Here is a 16,386-nt window from a genome sequence, read left to right as displayed (position 1 = left end):
CAGTCCTGACGCCGTCGTCGTCCGTTAATGGTTTCGAGTCTATGTCCGAAGATACCGTCCCTTTGAAAACGCCCCCGTTGGAAAGCGCCCGTATGGTGGAAACCATTTATGGCTGCAAGTGGTCGCTGACCGTCTTCAGTCTGCTGGCGAACGGCGTCAATCGCCCCGGAGAAATGGTGAGGCGGGTGGATGGCCTGACGACCAAAGTGCTTAACGACTGCCTGCGCAAAAACCAGAGCTTCGGCATTATCAAACGCATCGCCTACCCGGAAATCCCGCCGCGTGTGGAATATGAAATCACCCCGTTCGGACGCAAGTTCATCCGCATACTGGACGACCTGGAAAAACTGCAGGACGAAATAATGACCGCCAGCAAGGATGCGCATCAGCGATGAAATCACAACCAAAACTAGTGATGTTGCCGGGCATGGACGGAACCGGGGATTTGTTTACGCCATTTCTGGAATGTATCCCCCAGATTGAAACGCAAATTATTCCGCTACCGCAAACCGGCGCCCAGGATTATGACTCGCTGGCCGCTTACGTTCGCGAGCAGCTTCCTGACGACGATTTCTATCTGCTGGCCGAGTCCTTTTCCGGCCCTATCGGCGCGCTGTTGGCGGCGGATGGCGTCCCTGGCCTGCAAGGCGTCATTTTCGTCGCCACGTTTTTGTCTACTCCCAGTCCCTGGGCGGTATGCGTCGGTCGGCGGCTGCCGCTGCAAGGCATGATGCGACTGCCTTTTTCCAGCTGGACGCAGCGACGCCTGCTGCTGGGCCCGGATGTCGGCGATGACTTCCTGCAACGTTTCACTGCCGCAGTACGCTCCGTACCGACGGCGACGCTCAAGGCTCGCCTGGAGACGCTGCAACATCTGCAATGGCGTCGCGAGCCGGTCTCTTTGCCATCTATCTACTTGCAAGCCAGCGACGATTATTTAGTGCAGCCAGGCAAAGCGCTGGAGATCCAACAGCATTTCCCTGACAACCGCCTGGCGCGCATCCAAGGCCCTCACTTTCTGCTCCAGGCCAACCCCGCCGCCTGCGCCCGCACTCTGCTGGACACCTTATCTATCTGGGAGAGCCGCCGACGCCCCGCCAGACCATGACGTCATCCGCTTCAAAGGCGTATACTCGATTCAAGTCCACGGGGAAGAGGCCGCTCATGAGCAAGCTTATTAGCTGGGTCGCTATGGCGACGCTATGCGTATCGCCCTGGTTAGGTGGGTGTGACGCTCAGTTCCATATCGCCGTCAATTCAGGTTGCGATGATCCTGCGCCGCTGGAAGGCGATATCGCAGGCCTTGAAAGCGGCGCCACCGTGTTTCTGAAGTCTGGGAGTGACGCCTTGAGCGAGGCGAACCGCATGTCCGAACAGTTCTCCATAGAAGTGGCGGCGATCGACGTGGATGGCGGCAGTTTCTTTATCTACACGTCCAGCTCCACCCTGGGCTCTCTGCGCTGTGAGGGAGTGGTCGCCAGCGTCCGTATATCCTGACCAGCCCAAACGAACTGCGGTTTCAGCTTGGCCAGGCGACGCGGCTCTCCAAGGTTCTTTCCACTTCCAATAAAGCATCCGCAGGCGGCTCCACGAAGTAACGGCGCATCAGCTCTTTATCCCGTCCCGCCGCTTTCAAACGATCAAAGCTTTTCTGTAACGCCTGTTTGACTGCCTCAGACGTTTTCGGACTCACCACCGCCCACAAGCGTCCCGACAGCTCTTCGATTCTGAACAGCTTTTCAAAGTTGGACGGGTTGAGATTCACCTCTTTCAGGCGAATGGGAAAACTGACTTCGACCTGCATCATGAGATCCGTAAATCCGCGATACTCACGCATGATGTTCTGCGAATTATGCACCACCGTCTCCACTACCGTATTGTCCGGTGGGAAGCCAATGCCCTTGCGCTTCAGCAGCTCTTCAAAGTTACTGCCGCTTTGCACGCTGATGCTGTAACCCTTGCCAAGGATATCCTCCCAGCCCTTCGCTTGAATGTCTTCCCGGGAGCTGAGTTTATAGAGATACACATCATAAGGCGCCACCCATCCCAGCCAGTGGAATTTGGTCTCTCGCTCAGGGGTGCGCGACAGGGAAAAGAAAACAACGTTCGGCTGATCCTCCGCCAACAGCATCGCCCGCTTCCAGGGCGCGAACATAATGCTGCTCTCAATGTCGTTGTCTTTGGCGACGTCCGCCACCACTTCCTTCATAAAGTCGATCACGAAGCCGGTGTACTCGCCATGCCCCGTCATCACCTGCAATGGAGGGAAATCCTGGGTCACCAGCAAAATCTTTTCTTTCGCCATCGCGCCGTCAATCATGGCGATGAAAACAAGAGTGAATAATAGTCTTTCCGTCAGGCGCCTCATCAGGGTTCCTTAGATTGCAATTGAGCCGCATCGGGCGACGCTTTAATGAGTATAGTCTCGGTCGCAGTTCGCCACTGCGTTCCTTGCTTGCGTTTGCGAACCGCGGCAATTCGCATACACTTAAACCTATTAGCGGATTGTCATGATGACATAACGGGAAAGGCTCAAAGTCTTTCGCAGGATATGTTTTTCACTTGCACGGCCGTCTAACCATGAATACCTGTCTCTGGCGCTTCTTGCTTCTTGGGTGGGCTTTGAGCCTGATGTCCTTCGCTCACGCCGCCGACGCCAAACGCGTCGTCCGCCTCACCAATGGCGAATGGCCGCCCTACGTCTCTCAGGACCTTAAGTACGATGGCGTCGTATCGCTGATCGTCAAAGAGGCCTTCGCCAGCGAAGGTTACGAAGTCAAATTCACTTTTCTGCCTTGGAAGCGCGCCCTGCAAAGCGCACAGGACGGAGAGTGGGACGGCTCCATCCTGTGGGCCTATCGCGAAGAGCGCACCCAATACTTCATTTACAGCGACCCGATCTCCAGCACCCAGTATGTGTTTTTCCATCTGCGCAACGCCGAGTTTGACTGGAAAGATTTCAGCGATCTGAAAAAGTACCGCTTCGGACTGACGCTGGGTTACAACTACAACGACAAATTCATGGACATGGTGCGCAATGAGGAAATTGCCCACGACTACGCCAGCGATATCGTCAGCAGCTTCAAAATGATGTTCAAACACCGGGTGGATGTGGTGCCGGAAGATGTTGAAGTCGGCTACTTCATTTTATCCAGTGAATTCGCCCCCGGCGTCGACCGCATGGTGACCAGTCATTTGAAGCCCCTGTCCGAGGAGAAACACTATCTCCTGATATCCCGTCGCGTACCTGACGCCAATGAATTAATAGAGGCTTTCAATCGCGGCTTAAAGAAAATGCGCGCAAGCGGACGCCTGGAGTCGCTGTTTGAAAAGTCCCGCATGGGCGATTTCATTCAGAAAAAATAGCCGCTACGTCACGGCCTCCCGGCAGATTTCCCCCAGCCTGCTCACCGCCGCCTGCGCCTTTTCATCAAACGGCCAGCCCGCATTCAATCTGATGCAGTGACGATAGCGTTCTGTGATGGAAAAAACCGTCCCCGGAGAAATACTCAGGCCTTCCTGCGCCGCCCGTTGAAACACTCGCCAGCCGTCGCATTGTGGCGGCAGGGTCACCCAAAGCACATACCCGCCCTCCGGTTCTGTGACGGTGGAGCCGGCAGGAAAAGACTGCAATACGGCCCGGCTCATGGCGTCCACCTGCTGCGCCAGACTCAGCCGCAACTTGCGCAAGTGGCTGCGATATTCGCCACAGTGCATGAAGTCCGCCAGGGCCGCTTGCAAAGGCTGGTTGACGCTGATCGTGAGCGCCCGGCGATGCTGCAGCGCAGCCTGTCGCCATTTACCCGGCGCGCACCACCCCAGGCGATACGCCGGCGTCAGCGTTTTCGATACGGAGCCGCACCAAAACACCCAGCCTTCGTCATCCCAGGATTTAATGGGCAGCGGTCGCTGGCGGCCATAGCCGCACTCTCCGAAAATATCATCTTCAATCACCGGGCATTGGTACGCGGCCGCCCAGGCGGCGATGTCCTTTTTCTCCTGCGCCGACAGAGTAAACCCAAGCGGATTATGATTATTGGCGCTCAACAGGCAGGCCTTCACATCCGACCGCGCCATCGCTGCACGCAAACGCTCCGGGTAGATGCCCCGATAATGCAACGGAATCTCCAGCACCTTGCGTCCGAGGCTTTCTATCACCTGCAATAGCCCACTGAAACAGGGGGTGAGCACCGCTACCGTTTCTCCGGGTTGCGTACACAGCTGTAACCCTAAACTCACCGCATCCATGCCGCCATTGCAGATCATCAGATCATCCGGCGAGAACGCCATGCCATCCTCCTTGAAATGCCGCGCCAGCGCTTCCCGCAACCCCGCATCGCCTTGTGCTGGACCGTAATGAAACAAACGCTCGCCCAAGCGCCGGGAAGCACGGATCAGGCTGCGCTGCAGCATGTCGGATGGAACCAGCGAAGGCGCTAACAGGGAAACGCCGAAAGGCGCGAAATCACGACGACTGGACACAGCCTGCACTTCTTCGATCGCCCCAATGTTGGCGACCCGCGCGGCGCGCCCGGTGAACACCGGCAACTCCGGTCCCGCAGGGGGCTTCTCTTTATGTCTCACGTAAAAACCAGATTGCGGTCGCGCCTGGACAAAGCCTTCCGCCTCCAACTGGCGGTAGCACTGTAGCGCCGTCGTCAGGCTGACCTCACGCTGACGGCTGAAACGCCGCACCGAGGGCAATCGTTCCCCGGGTTGCAGACGACCGCTATAGATATCTTGCATCAGGCTTTCCGCCAGGGTCTGGTATAAGGCAGGCAAATTGTACTCTTTTTATAGAATATAATTGTCACTGTTATGCTTTCACTCCTGCTCCGATAATGCAATGCATATTCACTAACCATACTCAGGAGCGCCGCCATGACACAGTTACACGACGACTTTCACGATCTGGACAGATTGACCGCTGACGTCCGCCAATGGTGTCTGGACTTCATCCGTTCCGCCGATGATCGCCCAGCGGCCATGATCTCCGACATCACTCCCCCCGCATTAGCAGCGCCAGAGATTGGAGAAGGCGCGGAAGCCGCCGTCGCGCGCTTCATCAAGGAGGTCAGCCCTCATCTCGCCGCTGCTATCGGCCCCCGGTATTGGGGCTTCGTTACCGGCGGAGTGACTCCAGCCGCGCTGCTGGGAGACTGGATCGCCGCAGCGGTGGATCAGAATCTGTCCACCCCGGGAGACTCCATCGCCTCTGCCCTGGAAGTTCAAACCATTGAGTGGCTGCTCGACCTTTGCGATCTACCGGACAGTTTTTCCGGTTGCCTGACCACCGGCGCCACGGCCTCCAATCTATTGGGGATTATCTGCGGTCGTCAGTTTGCAGGCCAAAGACAGGGCGTGGATATCGCCGCTGAAGGGTTATCAGACGTTGCGGTGGAAGTGTTTTCCGCCACGCCCCACGCCAGCGCCCTGAAAGGTATGGCGATCGCCGGATTGGGGCGCAAGCGCCTGGTTCAGGTAGCGCGGCTTGCTGACAGTGAAGCTATGGATGTGGACGCCTTACGTATTGCGCTGGAGAACAGCGACTGTGCGGGAAAAATCGTACTCGCCAGCGCCGGAACGGTAACAGGCACGGATTTTGACGACCTGGAAGCTATCGCCGATCTGTGTGAGCAACATGGCGCCTGGCTGCATGTGGATGGCGCTTTCGGCTTGTTCTCGCGCTTATTGGAAGATCGTCGCGATTGGACCAGGGGGCTGGAGCGCGCCGACTCCATCACCTCCGATGCGCACAAATGGCTGAATACGCCTTACGATTGCGGCATCTTCTTCTGTCGCCATCTGGCGCTGTTACAGTCCTGCCTGGAAGTGCCCGCGCCTTATCTGGCGGTAGACAGCGTCACGCCGTCGTTTATGAATCTGGGGATCGAGAACTCGCGCCGCTTCCGCGCCCTGCCCTTGTGGATCAGCTTGCTGGCGTATGGCAAAGCCGGTGTCCGGCGCATTGTGGAAGACAATTGTACGCAGGCGGAGCGACTGGCGCAGTGGTTACAGCAATCACCCGACTACGAATTACTCAAGCCGGCCAAACTTAATGTCGTGGTGTTTCGCCCACAGGGAATGGATGACGCTGACGTATCTGGTTTTCTGCAGCGACTCAACGGCTCCGGCGAAGTCTTCATGACGCCAGGCCAATGGCGAGGACGCAGCGCTATTCGAGCGGCCTTCAGCAACTGGCGCACCACGCAGGACGATGTCGACCACGTCTGTGCTGTGCTGGAGAGGAGCGCCCGGCAGTAATCAGCGTCCGAGGCGCCAACGTTTTTCAGAGGTTCCCTAGGCCTGATAACGGGTCATGCGTTTGACGAAGGGCGCCAGGGAGAAGCCTAACTGCGGCGACAACTTTTTCGCTGCGGCGGTCAGCTGTTTTTCCGCAAACGCCACGGCGGGCTTGCCCGCCAGGATAATCCAGTTGCCTTCCTGGGTCGCGCATAGATAGACGCTGCGAAAGCGCCGTCCCAACTCCGCCAGCATGACTTTTTCCAGGCGATGATCCACCCAGCAGTTCATCACCAGCCAGCCATCGTCGCTCAAAAGACGGTCGCTCTGCTCAAGAAAAGCCGGTTGCAGCAGCCGGCCGTCTAATCCCTCTCCGGTGAATACGTCGCACAGAAGCAAGTCTGCGGAATGCGCCGGGGCCGTCTCCAAGTAAGACGCGAAATCAGCAATGGTAACCTGCACCCGCTCGTCACGCGGCAACTGAAAAAAGCGCTGCGCCACCCGCATCACTTCCACCCGCAACTCCACCGCCTGCAGCTGCAGGTCAGGAACCCGATGATAGAGACAGTTGATCAGGCTGCCGCCGCCCAAGCCCAACATGACCGCGCGTCTCGGCTCATGCAGCAACAGGCACAACAGCATGGCGCGAGTATAGCCGTGCGCCAGTAAAGAGGGATTGTCTTTCAGCAGACAGCTTTGTTCATCGTTCGAGCCGAACCCCAGATAGCGCTTCTGGCCGTCGTCAAACACCTGAATGCACCCGAATTCGTCATAGGTGCGAAATATTTCTCTACCGGGAATCGCCATAAAAAGCAGGCCTGAGCGTCATTTTCGTCTTAAAAAAACCGCGCAAAGTGTAAATTGCGCCGGGGACAAAAAACAGTAGTCGGCGCCCCGGACACTATCGCCTTGAAGGGAGCTTAAATTAAGCGTTATGACCATATCCCCTCTTTCGCCCCGTTTTGATACGCCCAGCATGGCTGGCGCCCCACATCAATACGTAGATATACAAAAAGTACATATAGGTATACGGCATTTCGATTGACCAAGTTAGCGCCTCTCTCCACACTCGTTGTCCAATGACTGGCATGATGCGTAATAAACAATAACTTAAAACTGATGCTGTACCATCACAGAGGCCTCTTGCGCTCTGAAAACGGGTCAGCCTCGTAACCAGTCCGCTATGGAAAAAACAATAAAACCATTGGGACATCAACATTAAGACGAGAGGATTTTATGAGTTTTAAATCTCGCACAGGGAAAATATTTTCCGCCTTAACGCTGACACTTTCTCTGCTGGGAGCGCCCATCGCCCAAGCTGACACAACACTAAGAATCGGCAACCAGGGTGAGCCGGCGTCACTGGACCCTCATTTCCTCAGCGGTGACTGGGAGAACCGCATCGCTGGGGATCTTTTTATGGGCCTGACGACCGAAGACCCTGAAGGCAACGCCATCCCCGGCGCCGCAGAGAGCTGGACCGTTAGCGACGACGGACTGGTTTACACATTCAAAATTCGCGATCACAAGTGGAGCGACGGCCAGCCCGTCACCGCGCAGGATTTCGAGTACGCTATGCGCCGTATCCTGTTGCCGGAAACCGCAGCGGAATACGCTTCACTGCTGTATATCATCAAAAACGGCGAAGAGCTGAACACTGGCAAAGCCAAGCCGGAAGATCTGGGCGTACACGCACTGGACGACAAAACTCTGGAAATCACGCTGAAAGGGCCTGCGCCTTTCCTGATCAGCATGCTGACCCACTACACCGCTTTCCCTGTGCCCAAGCATATCGTTGAGAAATACGGTAAGGACTGGACCAAGAAAGAACATATCGCCACCAACGGCCCCTACAAGCTGGTGGAATGGCTGCCTAACACCCACGTCAAAGTGACCAAGAACGAACTGTTCTGGGACGCGGCTAACGTCAAAATCGACAACGTTATCTTCTACCCACAGGAAGACGCTGCGGCGCTGATCAAGCGTATGCGCGCCGGCGAAATCGACTGCATCTACAAGTTCCCTTCCGGCCAGATCGACTGGCTGCGTCAAAACATGCCTGAGGAGACCAAAATCGCTCCTTACCTCGGCACTTACTACTATCCGATCAACACCAAGCGCGCGCCATTCACCGACAAGCGCATCCGTCAGGCTCTGTCCATGGCCATCGACCGTGAAATCATCATGGACAAGGTGCTGAAAACCGGCGAGCTGCCTGCTTACAGCATGGTTCCCCCCGGCACCAGCAACTACAAAGAGCCTTCTTACGTCACCTGGAAAAGCATGCCGATGGCTGACCGCATCACTAAAGCCAAAGAGCTGATGAAAGAAGCGGGTTACGGCGACGACAAGCATTTGAAAGTGCAATTGCGCTACAACACTGACGACAACCACAAGCGTATCGCTATCGCGGTTGCGCAAATGTGGAAGAAGATCGGTGTTGAAACTGAACTGTTCAACAGCGAAGTTAAAGTTCACTACGCTGAACTGAAGCAAGGCAACTTCGAAGTCGCTCGCGCTGGCTGGGTGGCTGACTACAACGATCCGCAGAACTTCCTGTTCCTGCTGGAAAGTACTTCCAAATCGTTGAACTACGGTAACTACGACAATCCTGACTACGATAAGCTGATGGAAGAGGCTTACCTTGAGTCTGACCTGAAGAAACGCGCGCAGATCATGGGCAAAGCGGAAGCTATCGCCATGGAAGACGCTCCCATCATTCCTATCTACTACTACGTGTCCAAAAACCTGGTCTCCACCAAGATCAAAGGCTGGAAAGACGCTATCAACGATACCCACCGCACTCGCTGGTTAAGTATCGAGAATTAATCGCTAAACCTTTTCGCGGAGGCGCCCTTATGGGCGGCCTCCGCTCAGCCTATTCTGCGTAACCGTTATGTTGAACTATTTCATTCGGCGGGTGTTGGCGTCTATTCCAACCCTGCTCATCGTTATTACTATCGCTTTTTTCATGATGCGGATCGCACCCGGCGGTCCCTGGGATAAAGAACGTTCGCTGCCTCCGGAAATCGAAGCGAACATTATGAAAGCCTACGACATGGACAAGCCCCTGGTGGAGCAATATTTCATCTACCTCGGCAAGATCCTGGTGGGCGATTTCGGGCCGTCATACAAATTCCGCGACTTCAGCGTCACCGACCTGCTCATGGGAGGTTTCCCAGCAAGCTTACAGATAGGCGGTATGGCGATTTTCCTCGCAGTCATATTCGGCACCTTATTTGGAGCGATGGCCGCCTTGCGCAAAAACAGCGCAGCCGATTACTCCGTGATGACCATGGCCATGACCGGCATCGCCATCCCCAACTTCGTCATGGCGCCGGTGCTTACCCTGATTTTCGGTGTTTATCTGTCCTGGTTGCCCGTAGCGGGCTGGGGTGACGGCTCATTCCAATACAAAGTACTACCAGTACTCGCCCTGGCGTTGCCGCAGATCGCCTATATCGCGCGACTGACCCGCGGCAGCATGATTGAAGTCCTGCATTCCAACTATATTCGCACCGCACGCGCCAAAGGTCTGCGCGAGCGTCTGGTGCTGCTGCGTCATGCCCTGAAAGGCGCCATGCTGCCAGTAGTTTCTTACCTTGGTCCCGCCACCGCCGCCGTCATCACCGGCTCTGTCGTCATCGAAACGATTTTCGATATTCCCGGCATCGGTCGTTACTTCATCCAAGGCGCTCTCAACCGGGACTATCCCCTGGTAATGGGAACCGTCATTTTCTACGGCGTGCTCATTATCGTTCTGAACCTCATCGTCGACATGCTGTACGGCCTGCTCGACCCTAAAGTCCGTCTTCACGACTGATGGGAGGCGCAGATGAATCAATCCCAGGATCAAGCAATGTACAGTCAAAAAAGTAAGCTCGCCGCCATGATGCCCGATGCGGAAAACTCCATCGAAGGGCGCAGTTTGTGGCAGGACGCCAGACGCCGTTTGTTCCAGAACAAGGCGGCGGTGGTGTCCATGGCGATTCTCGCCATCATCGCGCTCATGGCCATTTTCGCTCCTTTCCTGAGCCCGCACCCACTGGATGAAATCTATTGGGACCGCATTCAGGCCGCTCCGGATTACGCCAACGCACACTGGTTCGGCACCGACAGCAGCGGGCGCGACCTGTTTATCCGCGTTCTCTACGGCGCTCGCGTGTCTTTGATGGTAGGTATTCTCGCCACCGGCGTGAGTCTGATTATCGGTGTCACCTATGGCGCTATTTCCGGCTACTTCGGCGGCAAGGTGGACAACTTTATGATGCGCTTCGTCGACATCATGTACTCCCTGCCATTCATGTTCTTCGTCATCCTGTTGATGGTGGTGTTCGGCCGCAACATATTCCTTATCTTCGTCGCCCTGGGGGCGGTGGAGTGGCTGACCATGGCGCGTATCGTGCGCGGTCAGACGCTATCCATCAAGCGCAAGGAATACGTCGAAGCGGCGCACGCAGGCGGCGTCAGTAACCTGAAAATTATCTTCCGTCACATCATTCCGAATGTTCTGGGTCCGGTGATTGTCTACGTCACTCTGACAGTGCCCCAGGTCATTCTGACCGAGAGTTTCCTGTCGTTCCTGGGCTTAGGGGTGCAGGAGCCGCTGACCAGCTGGGGCGTGCTGATTTCCGAAGGCGCCAAGCTGATGGAAATGGCTCCCTGGATGCTGATTTACCCGGCTATTTTCCTGGCCACCACCCTGTTTTGCTTCAACTTCATCGGCGACGGGCTGCGTGACGCGCTCGATCCCAAAGACAGATAACGGCGGAGATTTTCATCATGCAACCCTTATTGGAAGTAAGCCACCTGGAAACCAAATTCAACACCCCCGATGGGAAGGTGAATGCGGTTAACGACGTGAGCTTTCAGTTGTTTCCCGGGGAAAGTCTGGGCATCGTGGGAGAATCCGGTTCAGGCAAAACCCAGGTGTTCATGTCAATCATGGGACTGCTGGCGGACAACGGTAAGTCCACCGGCAGCGTGCTTTTCAAGGGAGAGGAAATTCTCGGCCTGTCTAAAGAAAAGCTGAATAAAGTGCGCGGCAGCGATATGTCGCTGATTTTTCAGGACCCAATGACGTCACTGAATCCGTTCCTTAAAGTTTCCAAACAATTGACGGAAGTACTGGTGGAGCACACAGGCGTTTCTATGCAGGAGGCGCGGGCCACTTGTATCGAAATGCTCAGCAAAGTCGGTATTCCCGAACCCGCCAAGCGCTTCGATATGTATCCCCATGAGTTCTCCGGCGGCATGCGTCAGCGTGTGATGATCGCCATGGCCCTGCTGTGTCAGCCGGACCTGCTGATCGCCGACGAGCCCACCACAGCTTTGGACGTGACTATCCAGGCGCAGATTCTCAAGCTCATGGCGGAGCTGAAGCGAGAAATGAATACCGCGATCATCATGATCACGCACGATCTGGGCGTCGTGGCGGGGCTTTGCGATCGCGTGCTGGTGATGTATGGCGGTCGGATTGTGGAGTCAGGCACCGTACGGGAGATTTTCTACAATCCCAAGCACCCGTACACCATGGGACTGCTGGCCTCCATGCCGCGTCTGGACGGCGCCGGACACAGCTCTTTGCAGGCGATTCCCGGGCAGCCGCCCAACCTGCAAAATCTGCCTCAGGGATGTTCTTTTCATCCCCGCTGTCCGTACGCCCAAGACCGCTGCAAGCTGGATGATCCGCCGTTGCGTAAAGTCGGCGAGAATCGCTTGAGCGCCTGCCTTCTGGAGACTCATTCATGACCCAAGCCAACGCAATTGAACAAAGCGCGGGAAATAGCGCCATTCCCACAGGCAAGACCATACTGACCGTCAACGATCTGAAAGTGCACTTCCCTCTCGGCAGTGACGGCTTTTTCAAGAAAAACGACCGCTTTGTAAAAGCCGTCGACGGGGTATCCTTTGAAGTGCGCGAAGGGGAAACACTGGGCATCGTGGGCGAATCCGGCTGCGGTAAGTCCACTCTGGGGCGGGCCGTATTGCAGTTAATTTCGCCCACGGACGGCAAGGTCGTCTGGCTGGGACAGGACATCGCGGGACTGGACAGCAAAACCATGCGTCCTCACCGCAAGTCCATGCAGATTATCTTCCAGGACCCACTGGCCAGCCTTAACCCGCGCCGCACTATCGGCGATATCATCGCTGAGCCGCTGATGACGTTCTATCCAGAACTCAGCAAGCAGCAGCGTCGCGACAAAGTCAAAGCCATGATGGACAAAGTAGGTCTGCTGCCGCAGATGATCAACCGCTATCCGCACGAGTTCTCCGGCGGACAATGTCAGCGTATCGGCATTGCGCGGGCGATGATTCTGCAACCCAAGCTGATTGTCTGCGACGAGCCGGTTTCGGCGCTGGACGTCTCTATCCAGGCGCAAATCATTAACCTGCTGACGGAACTGCAAAAAGAATTCGGCATGTCGCTGCTGTTTATCAGCCACGATCTGTCGGTGGTGCGCCACGTGAGCCATCGGGTGATGGTGTTGTATCTGGGCAAAGTGATGGAGCTGGCGGACAAAGATTCCATTTATCGAGAGCCCAAGCATCCCTACACCAAAGCCCTGATTTCCGCCGTGCCGATTCCTGACCCGGATATCGAGCGCCAGAAAGAACAGATCGTTTTGAAGGGCGACCTGCCTTCGCCGATCAATCCGCCCAGCGGCTGCGTCTTCCGCACACGCTGCAACTACGCAGAAAGCCGCTGCGCGGAGAAGATCCCGGTGCTTGAACATACCGGCGCGGACCATCAGGTCTCGTGCCTGAAATGGAAGGAAATCACCGACTAATCTTGTGATCCCCGCTTCCACTTACCCTGGCGGCAGCGGGATTTTCAACAAGTCCTGCAACAAAAGTTTATTCCACTCTCGCCGGCGTCGCAGTTTGACTGCCGGCTCTTTTTTCATCCCCCCACCCCATATCTCGCCATTTTCTTCAGCAACCCTTGTCTTGTAAGACCTAATTGCGCGGCGGCTCGGGTTTTGTTGCCTTGTTGTTCGCTCAGGGCTTGTTGGATCAGGTGGATCTCCAGCGAGCTGACTTGTTCGTCCAGCGTGTCGCCTTTTATCTGCGCGACAGGGGCGGCGGTTCCGCTGATCAGGTTGACCTCCTGCATAGTCAGCACGTCTCCCATGCAAATAGCCGCAGCGCTTTCCAGGGTGTTCTTCAGTTCCCGAACGGCACCGGGCCAGGGTTGCGCGCAGAACCAGCGCATGGTTTCACCATCCACTTGTAATTCGCGCCCGCTCTTACGCGCCATTCCTTGCAAAAAATGGCGCACCAGCAGCGGAATGTCCGAGCGCCGTTCCTGCAATGGCGGCGTCATCAGCGTGAGGCCCTTGATGCGATAGTACAGATCGTCACGGAAGCCGCCCTCCTCCACCGCTTTGGGCAGGTTGCGGTTAGTGGCGCTGACCAGACGCACGTCAATATGCTCCACTTCACGACTGCCAACCGGGTAGTAACATCCTTCCTGCAGCACCCGCAGCAGCTTCACCTGCATGGGCAGAGGCATCTCCCCTATTTCGTCGAGAAACAGAGTGCCTTTATCCGCCAGAAACAATAGCCCTTTACGGTCTTTATCCGCTCCGGTGAACGCGCCTTTTTTATAACCGAACAGTTCGCTTTCCAACAGCTCGCCTGGAATGGCGCCGCAGTGCACGGAAATAAAGGGTTCCGCAGCGCGCTGACTAAGACGGTGCAGCGCTTGGGCGATCACTTCTTTACCTGTGCCGCTGGGGCCCTGGATCAGGACAGGCACGTCAGTGGGCGCAATACGCCGGATCAATTCGCGCAGAGAATCCATGCTGGCGCTGGCGCCGATCAGTCCCAAATCATCGGACTCCGTCGGACGCCCCACCACCCGCCGCAGACGCTCCACCTCCTTGGCTAACCGTCGCCGCTCGATGGCGCGTTGCACCACCACCCGCAGCATATCCGGATCGACAGGCTTACCGATAAAGTCCCAGGCGCCCGCCTGCATCGCTTTAATCGCCAGTTCCTTTTCATCATGCCCAGTCAACACCACCACTGGGGTATCCGCGTACAGGGCGATCAGTTGCAGTCCCTCTTCCGGCAAAAAAGTCGGCGGCAACGCCAGATCCTGCAACACCAGATCAAAATCCTGCTCGTTGAACAGACGTCGCGCGGACTCTGCGTCGCCGCAACTGCTGACCTCGTATCCCGCTTGCTCAAGCCATAATGCGCACAGCTCGCAAAATGCGCTTTCGTCATCCACTATCAAAATTTTCGCTGCGCTCATGTTGTTTCCTTTTCATCATGTTCAAGGGGAAGATGGATCATGAAACTCACCGGCCATCCTTCCTCATCGCTATGCCAGACATCGCCGCCATGGGCGTCGACAATACGCCGGACTATCGCCAGTCCCAGACCGCTACCGCCAGCTCGCTTGCTGACAAAGGCCTGAAACAGGCGCGGCTTCATCGCGTCAGGCACCGCCGGCCCATTGTTGTGAATCGCAATCAGAGCCCCACGCTCATCTTGTGCAAGCGCCACCAAAATTTTGCCTTGAGGCGTCTGTCTGACGAAGGCGGCGGCGTTATCCAACAGATTGATCAACACTTGTTGTAGACGTTGTGGATCAACGGATAACCAGACTTCGTCGGGGGCCTCCAGCTCTATCTCCACCTCATGCAATTGCCGAATCTGCGCCACTGTGGCCGCCGTTAGCGCGCATAAATTGGTTGGCTTGAGGTCCAGGCGAATCTGTCCGGCGTAAGTGAGCACATCCTTGATCAATAGCTCCGCCCGCTCCACCTGCTTGGAAATATGCTCGCGGATACGCGGGTCAGTCTGCGCCGCCGCCATGGTGATAATATTCAGGGGGTTGCGGAGCTCGTGGGCGATCGCCGCCGTCAGGCCGCCCAGCTCCACCAGATGCTGCTGCTCCAGCCGTTTGCGCTCAGCCTCCGCCAACAACAGCGAACGCTCCAGCGTAGCGCAGGCGGACGGCAACAGCTTCGCCATAAATTCCGCCAGACGCTGGTGCGACGGTGCAATGTCTTCCCAGCCTTGCAAACGACAATCCCACTGTTCGTGCTTCTCGCAGACAAACACCGGGCCTGGCGGGCAGTCGAAGCGGCCGTCTATATTCACGCTGGCGGACACTCCACTCTTTTTCAGCCAGAGCTGTTCAGCAGTCTGGCGCAACTCTCCCCAGCCTCTTACCGCATTGAGGCGGGTAACCCATTGATCTAACGTAGACTTATCCAGCACCGCCCCCGGATACACCAGACGATCGGCGAATTCTTTGGCGGGTCCGTACGCCAGCCAGGCGAACACCAGCAAAATGCCGGAGTACACTACCAACTGACTCAACGGCGCCTGCGCCAACTCCGCCAGCCCCAAAGGCGCCAACAAAGCCAGGATCAACGACATAGCCAACATGCTGGTGGCGAGCAAGGCCAGCCAGATCACCGCCTGATTCACCCAGCGATTCACTTCCACCAAGCGGTAGCGCACCACGCTATACACCACCAGCACGGCGTAACTGGGCAGCGCCAGCATGGCGTAGGGAAACAGATTGATATCCAGGGACGGGAAAATAAAGCTGGTGGAAAGGGCGAACCCCCAGCCGCCGGTAATAAACATGGCGGTAATGGAACGCCTCAAGTTGCCCTTGCTGCGCTGAAACGCCATTAACAGCAGCAAGTGCCCGACAACGCCAATCGCCACGGTATACGCAAGATTCAGCCACCCCGTGAAAGCCAGATGAAAAAATCCATCGAACTGCATCCAGGGAGAAATATAACCGCCCCCTGTCATCCAACTGGCCAGCACAACCGCCACGGCGGTGAAGTAGAACAACGGAGCCAGCCTTCGCAATTGTTGCGGCAGCTCCAGCGGCTCACCCAGCCACAACAGAACGAAGTGCAGGAAAGCGGTAGGCATCAATGGGTTGCCCAACAGAATCAGCGTTCCTATCGCCTGATGATCTTCCAGCACCAGAATATGGCCAAAACACCAGATTGCCATCGACAGACAAAACCCGGACAATGCCTTTAGCGCAGGCTCTTGCCGCCGTCGCGACCATAACCATAGTGAAACGCCCCCGGCGGACAACACCGTGGTCCACATGGAAACGGAAAAAAGCTGAATCGTATTCATGTCCCCAAGCGTAAA

The 16,386-nt window shown here is 56.4% G+C and carries 15 protein-coding genes; 10 read left to right on the top strand and 5 right to left on the bottom strand.

What is annotated here, in order from left to right; translation table 11 throughout:
* Nucleotides 1–41: 41 nt before the first annotated feature.
* From EUZ85_RS05415 to EUZ85_RS05405, 3 genes are read left to right on the top strand one after another with little or no spacing between them, the layout of a single operon-like run.
* Nucleotides 42–395: a helix-turn-helix domain-containing protein gene (locus EUZ85_RS05415; RefSeq protein WP_127968286.1), complete on the top strand. Its 354-nt coding sequence runs from the start codon at nucleotides 42–44 to the stop codon at nucleotides 393–395.
* Nucleotides 392–1,108 (top strand): alpha/beta hydrolase, encoded by a 717-nt coding sequence (locus EUZ85_RS05410; RefSeq protein ID WP_127968285.1) that lies wholly within the window; start codon nucleotides 392–394, stop codon nucleotides 1,106–1,108. The genes EUZ85_RS05415 and EUZ85_RS05410 overlap by 4 nt, the downstream gene beginning before the upstream one ends.
* A gap of 56 nt (nucleotides 1,109–1,164) precedes the next feature.
* On the top strand, nucleotides 1,165–1,497 hold the full coding sequence (locus tag EUZ85_RS05405) for a hypothetical protein (protein WP_127968284.1): 333 nt from the start codon (nucleotides 1,165–1,167) through the stop codon (nucleotides 1,495–1,497).
* Between the two features lie 22 nt (nucleotides 1,498–1,519).
* Here EUZ85_RS05405 and EUZ85_RS05400 read toward each other — a convergent pair whose 3' ends face one another.
* Nucleotides 1,520–2,368 (bottom strand): ABC transporter substrate-binding protein, encoded by an 849-nt coding sequence (locus EUZ85_RS05400; protein WP_127968283.1) that lies wholly within the window; start codon nucleotides 2,366–2,368, stop codon nucleotides 1,520–1,522.
* 212 nt (nucleotides 2,369–2,580) lie between these two features.
* Here EUZ85_RS05400 and EUZ85_RS05395 point away from each other — a divergent pair, with 212 nt between their 5' ends.
* Nucleotides 2,581–3,366: an ABC transporter substrate-binding protein gene (locus EUZ85_RS05395; protein ID WP_127968282.1), complete on the top strand. Its 786-nt coding sequence runs from the start codon at nucleotides 2,581–2,583 to the stop codon at nucleotides 3,364–3,366.
* Nucleotides 3,367–3,369: 3 nt separating this feature from the next.
* Here EUZ85_RS05395 and EUZ85_RS05390 read toward each other — a convergent pair whose 3' ends face one another.
* Nucleotides 3,370–4,782 carry a PLP-dependent aminotransferase family protein gene (locus tag EUZ85_RS05390; protein ID WP_127968281.1) on the bottom strand — a complete coding sequence of 471 codons (1,413 nt, stop codon included), beginning with the start codon at nucleotides 4,780–4,782 and terminating at the stop codon, nucleotides 3,370–3,372.
* Nucleotides 4,783–4,881: 99 nt separating this feature from the next.
* Between EUZ85_RS05390 and EUZ85_RS05385 the strand changes: the two genes are divergently transcribed.
* Nucleotides 4,882–6,264 (top strand): aminotransferase class V-fold PLP-dependent enzyme, encoded by a 1,383-nt coding sequence (locus tag EUZ85_RS05385; RefSeq protein ID WP_127968280.1) that lies wholly within the window; start codon nucleotides 4,882–4,884, stop codon nucleotides 6,262–6,264.
* 36 nt (nucleotides 6,265–6,300) lie between these two features.
* Here the strand turns inward: EUZ85_RS05385 and EUZ85_RS05380 are convergent, their stop codons facing one another.
* Nucleotides 6,301–7,050 carry a spermidine synthase gene (locus tag EUZ85_RS05380; RefSeq protein ID WP_127968279.1) on the bottom strand — a complete coding sequence of 250 codons (750 nt, stop codon included), beginning with the start codon at nucleotides 7,048–7,050 and terminating at the stop codon, nucleotides 6,301–6,303.
* Nucleotides 7,051–7,479: 429 nt separating this feature from the next.
* Between EUZ85_RS05380 and EUZ85_RS05375 the strand changes: the two genes are divergently transcribed.
* From EUZ85_RS05375 to EUZ85_RS05355, 5 genes are all read left to right on the top strand, one after another.
* Entirely contained in the window at nucleotides 7,480–9,072 is a 1,593-nt protein-coding gene (locus EUZ85_RS05375) for a peptide ABC transporter substrate-binding protein (protein WP_127968278.1), read from the top strand.
* Nucleotides 9,073–9,139: 67 nt separating this feature from the next.
* Nucleotides 9,140–10,066, top strand: coding sequence for an oligopeptide ABC transporter permease OppB (gene oppB, locus EUZ85_RS05370; RefSeq protein ID WP_127968277.1), 927 nt, complete (start codon nucleotides 9,140–9,142; stop codon nucleotides 10,064–10,066).
* A gap of 36 nt (nucleotides 10,067–10,102) precedes the next feature.
* Nucleotides 10,103–11,008 carry an oligopeptide ABC transporter permease OppC gene (gene oppC / locus EUZ85_RS05365; protein WP_127968276.1) on the top strand — a complete coding sequence of 302 codons (906 nt, stop codon included), beginning with the start codon at nucleotides 10,103–10,105 and terminating at the stop codon, nucleotides 11,006–11,008.
* A gap of 17 nt (nucleotides 11,009–11,025) precedes the next feature.
* On the top strand, nucleotides 11,026–11,994 hold the full coding sequence (locus EUZ85_RS05360) for an ABC transporter ATP-binding protein (protein WP_127968275.1): 969 nt from the start codon (nucleotides 11,026–11,028) through the stop codon (nucleotides 11,992–11,994).
* Nucleotides 11,991–13,034, top strand: a complete 1,044-nt coding sequence (locus tag EUZ85_RS05355; RefSeq protein WP_127968274.1) for an ABC transporter ATP-binding protein — start codon at nucleotides 11,991–11,993, stop codon at nucleotides 13,032–13,034. The genes EUZ85_RS05360 and EUZ85_RS05355 overlap by 4 nt, the downstream gene beginning before the upstream one ends.
* Before the next feature lie 113 nt (nucleotides 13,035–13,147).
* Here EUZ85_RS05355 and EUZ85_RS05350 read toward each other — a convergent pair whose 3' ends face one another.
* Complete coding sequence (locus tag EUZ85_RS05350) at nucleotides 13,148–14,506, bottom strand: sigma-54 dependent transcriptional regulator (RefSeq protein WP_127968273.1); 1,359 nt, start codon at nucleotides 14,504–14,506, stop codon at nucleotides 13,148–13,150.
* Nucleotides 14,503–16,371 carry an ATP-binding protein gene (locus tag EUZ85_RS05345; RefSeq protein WP_127968272.1) on the bottom strand — a complete coding sequence of 623 codons (1,869 nt, stop codon included), beginning with the start codon at nucleotides 16,369–16,371 and terminating at the stop codon, nucleotides 14,503–14,505. The genes EUZ85_RS05350 and EUZ85_RS05345 overlap by 4 nt, the downstream gene beginning before the upstream one ends.
* Nucleotides 16,372–16,386: the final 15 nt, after the last annotated feature.

Source organism: Hahella sp. KA22 (assembly GCF_004135205.1).
Taxonomy (GTDB): Bacteria; Pseudomonadota; Gammaproteobacteria; order Pseudomonadales; family Oleiphilaceae; genus Hahella.
This window is presented reverse-complemented; position numbering and strand designations above follow the sequence as displayed.

Coding starts and splice junctions, on each gene's coding strand:
- EUZ85_RS05415 (WP_127968286.1), top strand. CDS start 42: ATGTCCGAAGATACCGTCCCTTTGAAAACGCCCCCGTTGGAAAGCGCC.
- EUZ85_RS05410 (WP_127968285.1), top strand. CDS start 392: ATGAAATCACAACCAAAACTAGTGATGTTGCCGGGCATGGACGGAACC.
- EUZ85_RS05405 (WP_127968284.1), top strand. CDS start 1,165: ATGAGCAAGCTTATTAGCTGGGTCGCTATGGCGACGCTATGCGTATCG.
- EUZ85_RS05400 (WP_127968283.1), bottom strand. CDS start 2,368: ATGAGGCGCCTGACGGAAAGACTATTATTCACTCTTGTTTTCATCGCC.
- EUZ85_RS05395 (WP_127968282.1), top strand. CDS start 2,581: ATGAATACCTGTCTCTGGCGCTTCTTGCTTCTTGGGTGGGCTTTGAGC.
- EUZ85_RS05385 (WP_127968280.1), top strand. CDS start 4,882: ATGACACAGTTACACGACGACTTTCACGATCTGGACAGATTGACCGCT.
- EUZ85_RS05380 (WP_127968279.1), bottom strand. CDS start 7,050: ATGGCGATTCCCGGTAGAGAAATATTTCGCACCTATGACGAATTCGGG.
- EUZ85_RS05375 (WP_127968278.1), top strand. CDS start 7,480: ATGAGTTTTAAATCTCGCACAGGGAAAATATTTTCCGCCTTAACGCTG.
- oppB (WP_127968277.1), top strand. CDS start 9,140: ATGTTGAACTATTTCATTCGGCGGGTGTTGGCGTCTATTCCAACCCTG.
- oppC (WP_127968276.1), top strand. CDS start 10,103: ATGTACAGTCAAAAAAGTAAGCTCGCCGCCATGATGCCCGATGCGGAA.
- EUZ85_RS05360 (WP_127968275.1), top strand. CDS start 11,026: ATGCAACCCTTATTGGAAGTAAGCCACCTGGAAACCAAATTCAACACC.
- EUZ85_RS05355 (WP_127968274.1), top strand. CDS start 11,991: ATGACCCAAGCCAACGCAATTGAACAAAGCGCGGGAAATAGCGCCATT.
- EUZ85_RS05350 (WP_127968273.1), bottom strand. CDS start 14,506: ATGAGCGCAGCGAAAATTTTGATAGTGGATGACGAAAGCGCATTTTGC.
- EUZ85_RS05345 (WP_127968272.1), bottom strand. CDS start 16,371: ATGAATACGATTCAGCTTTTTTCCGTTTCCATGTGGACCACGGTGTTG.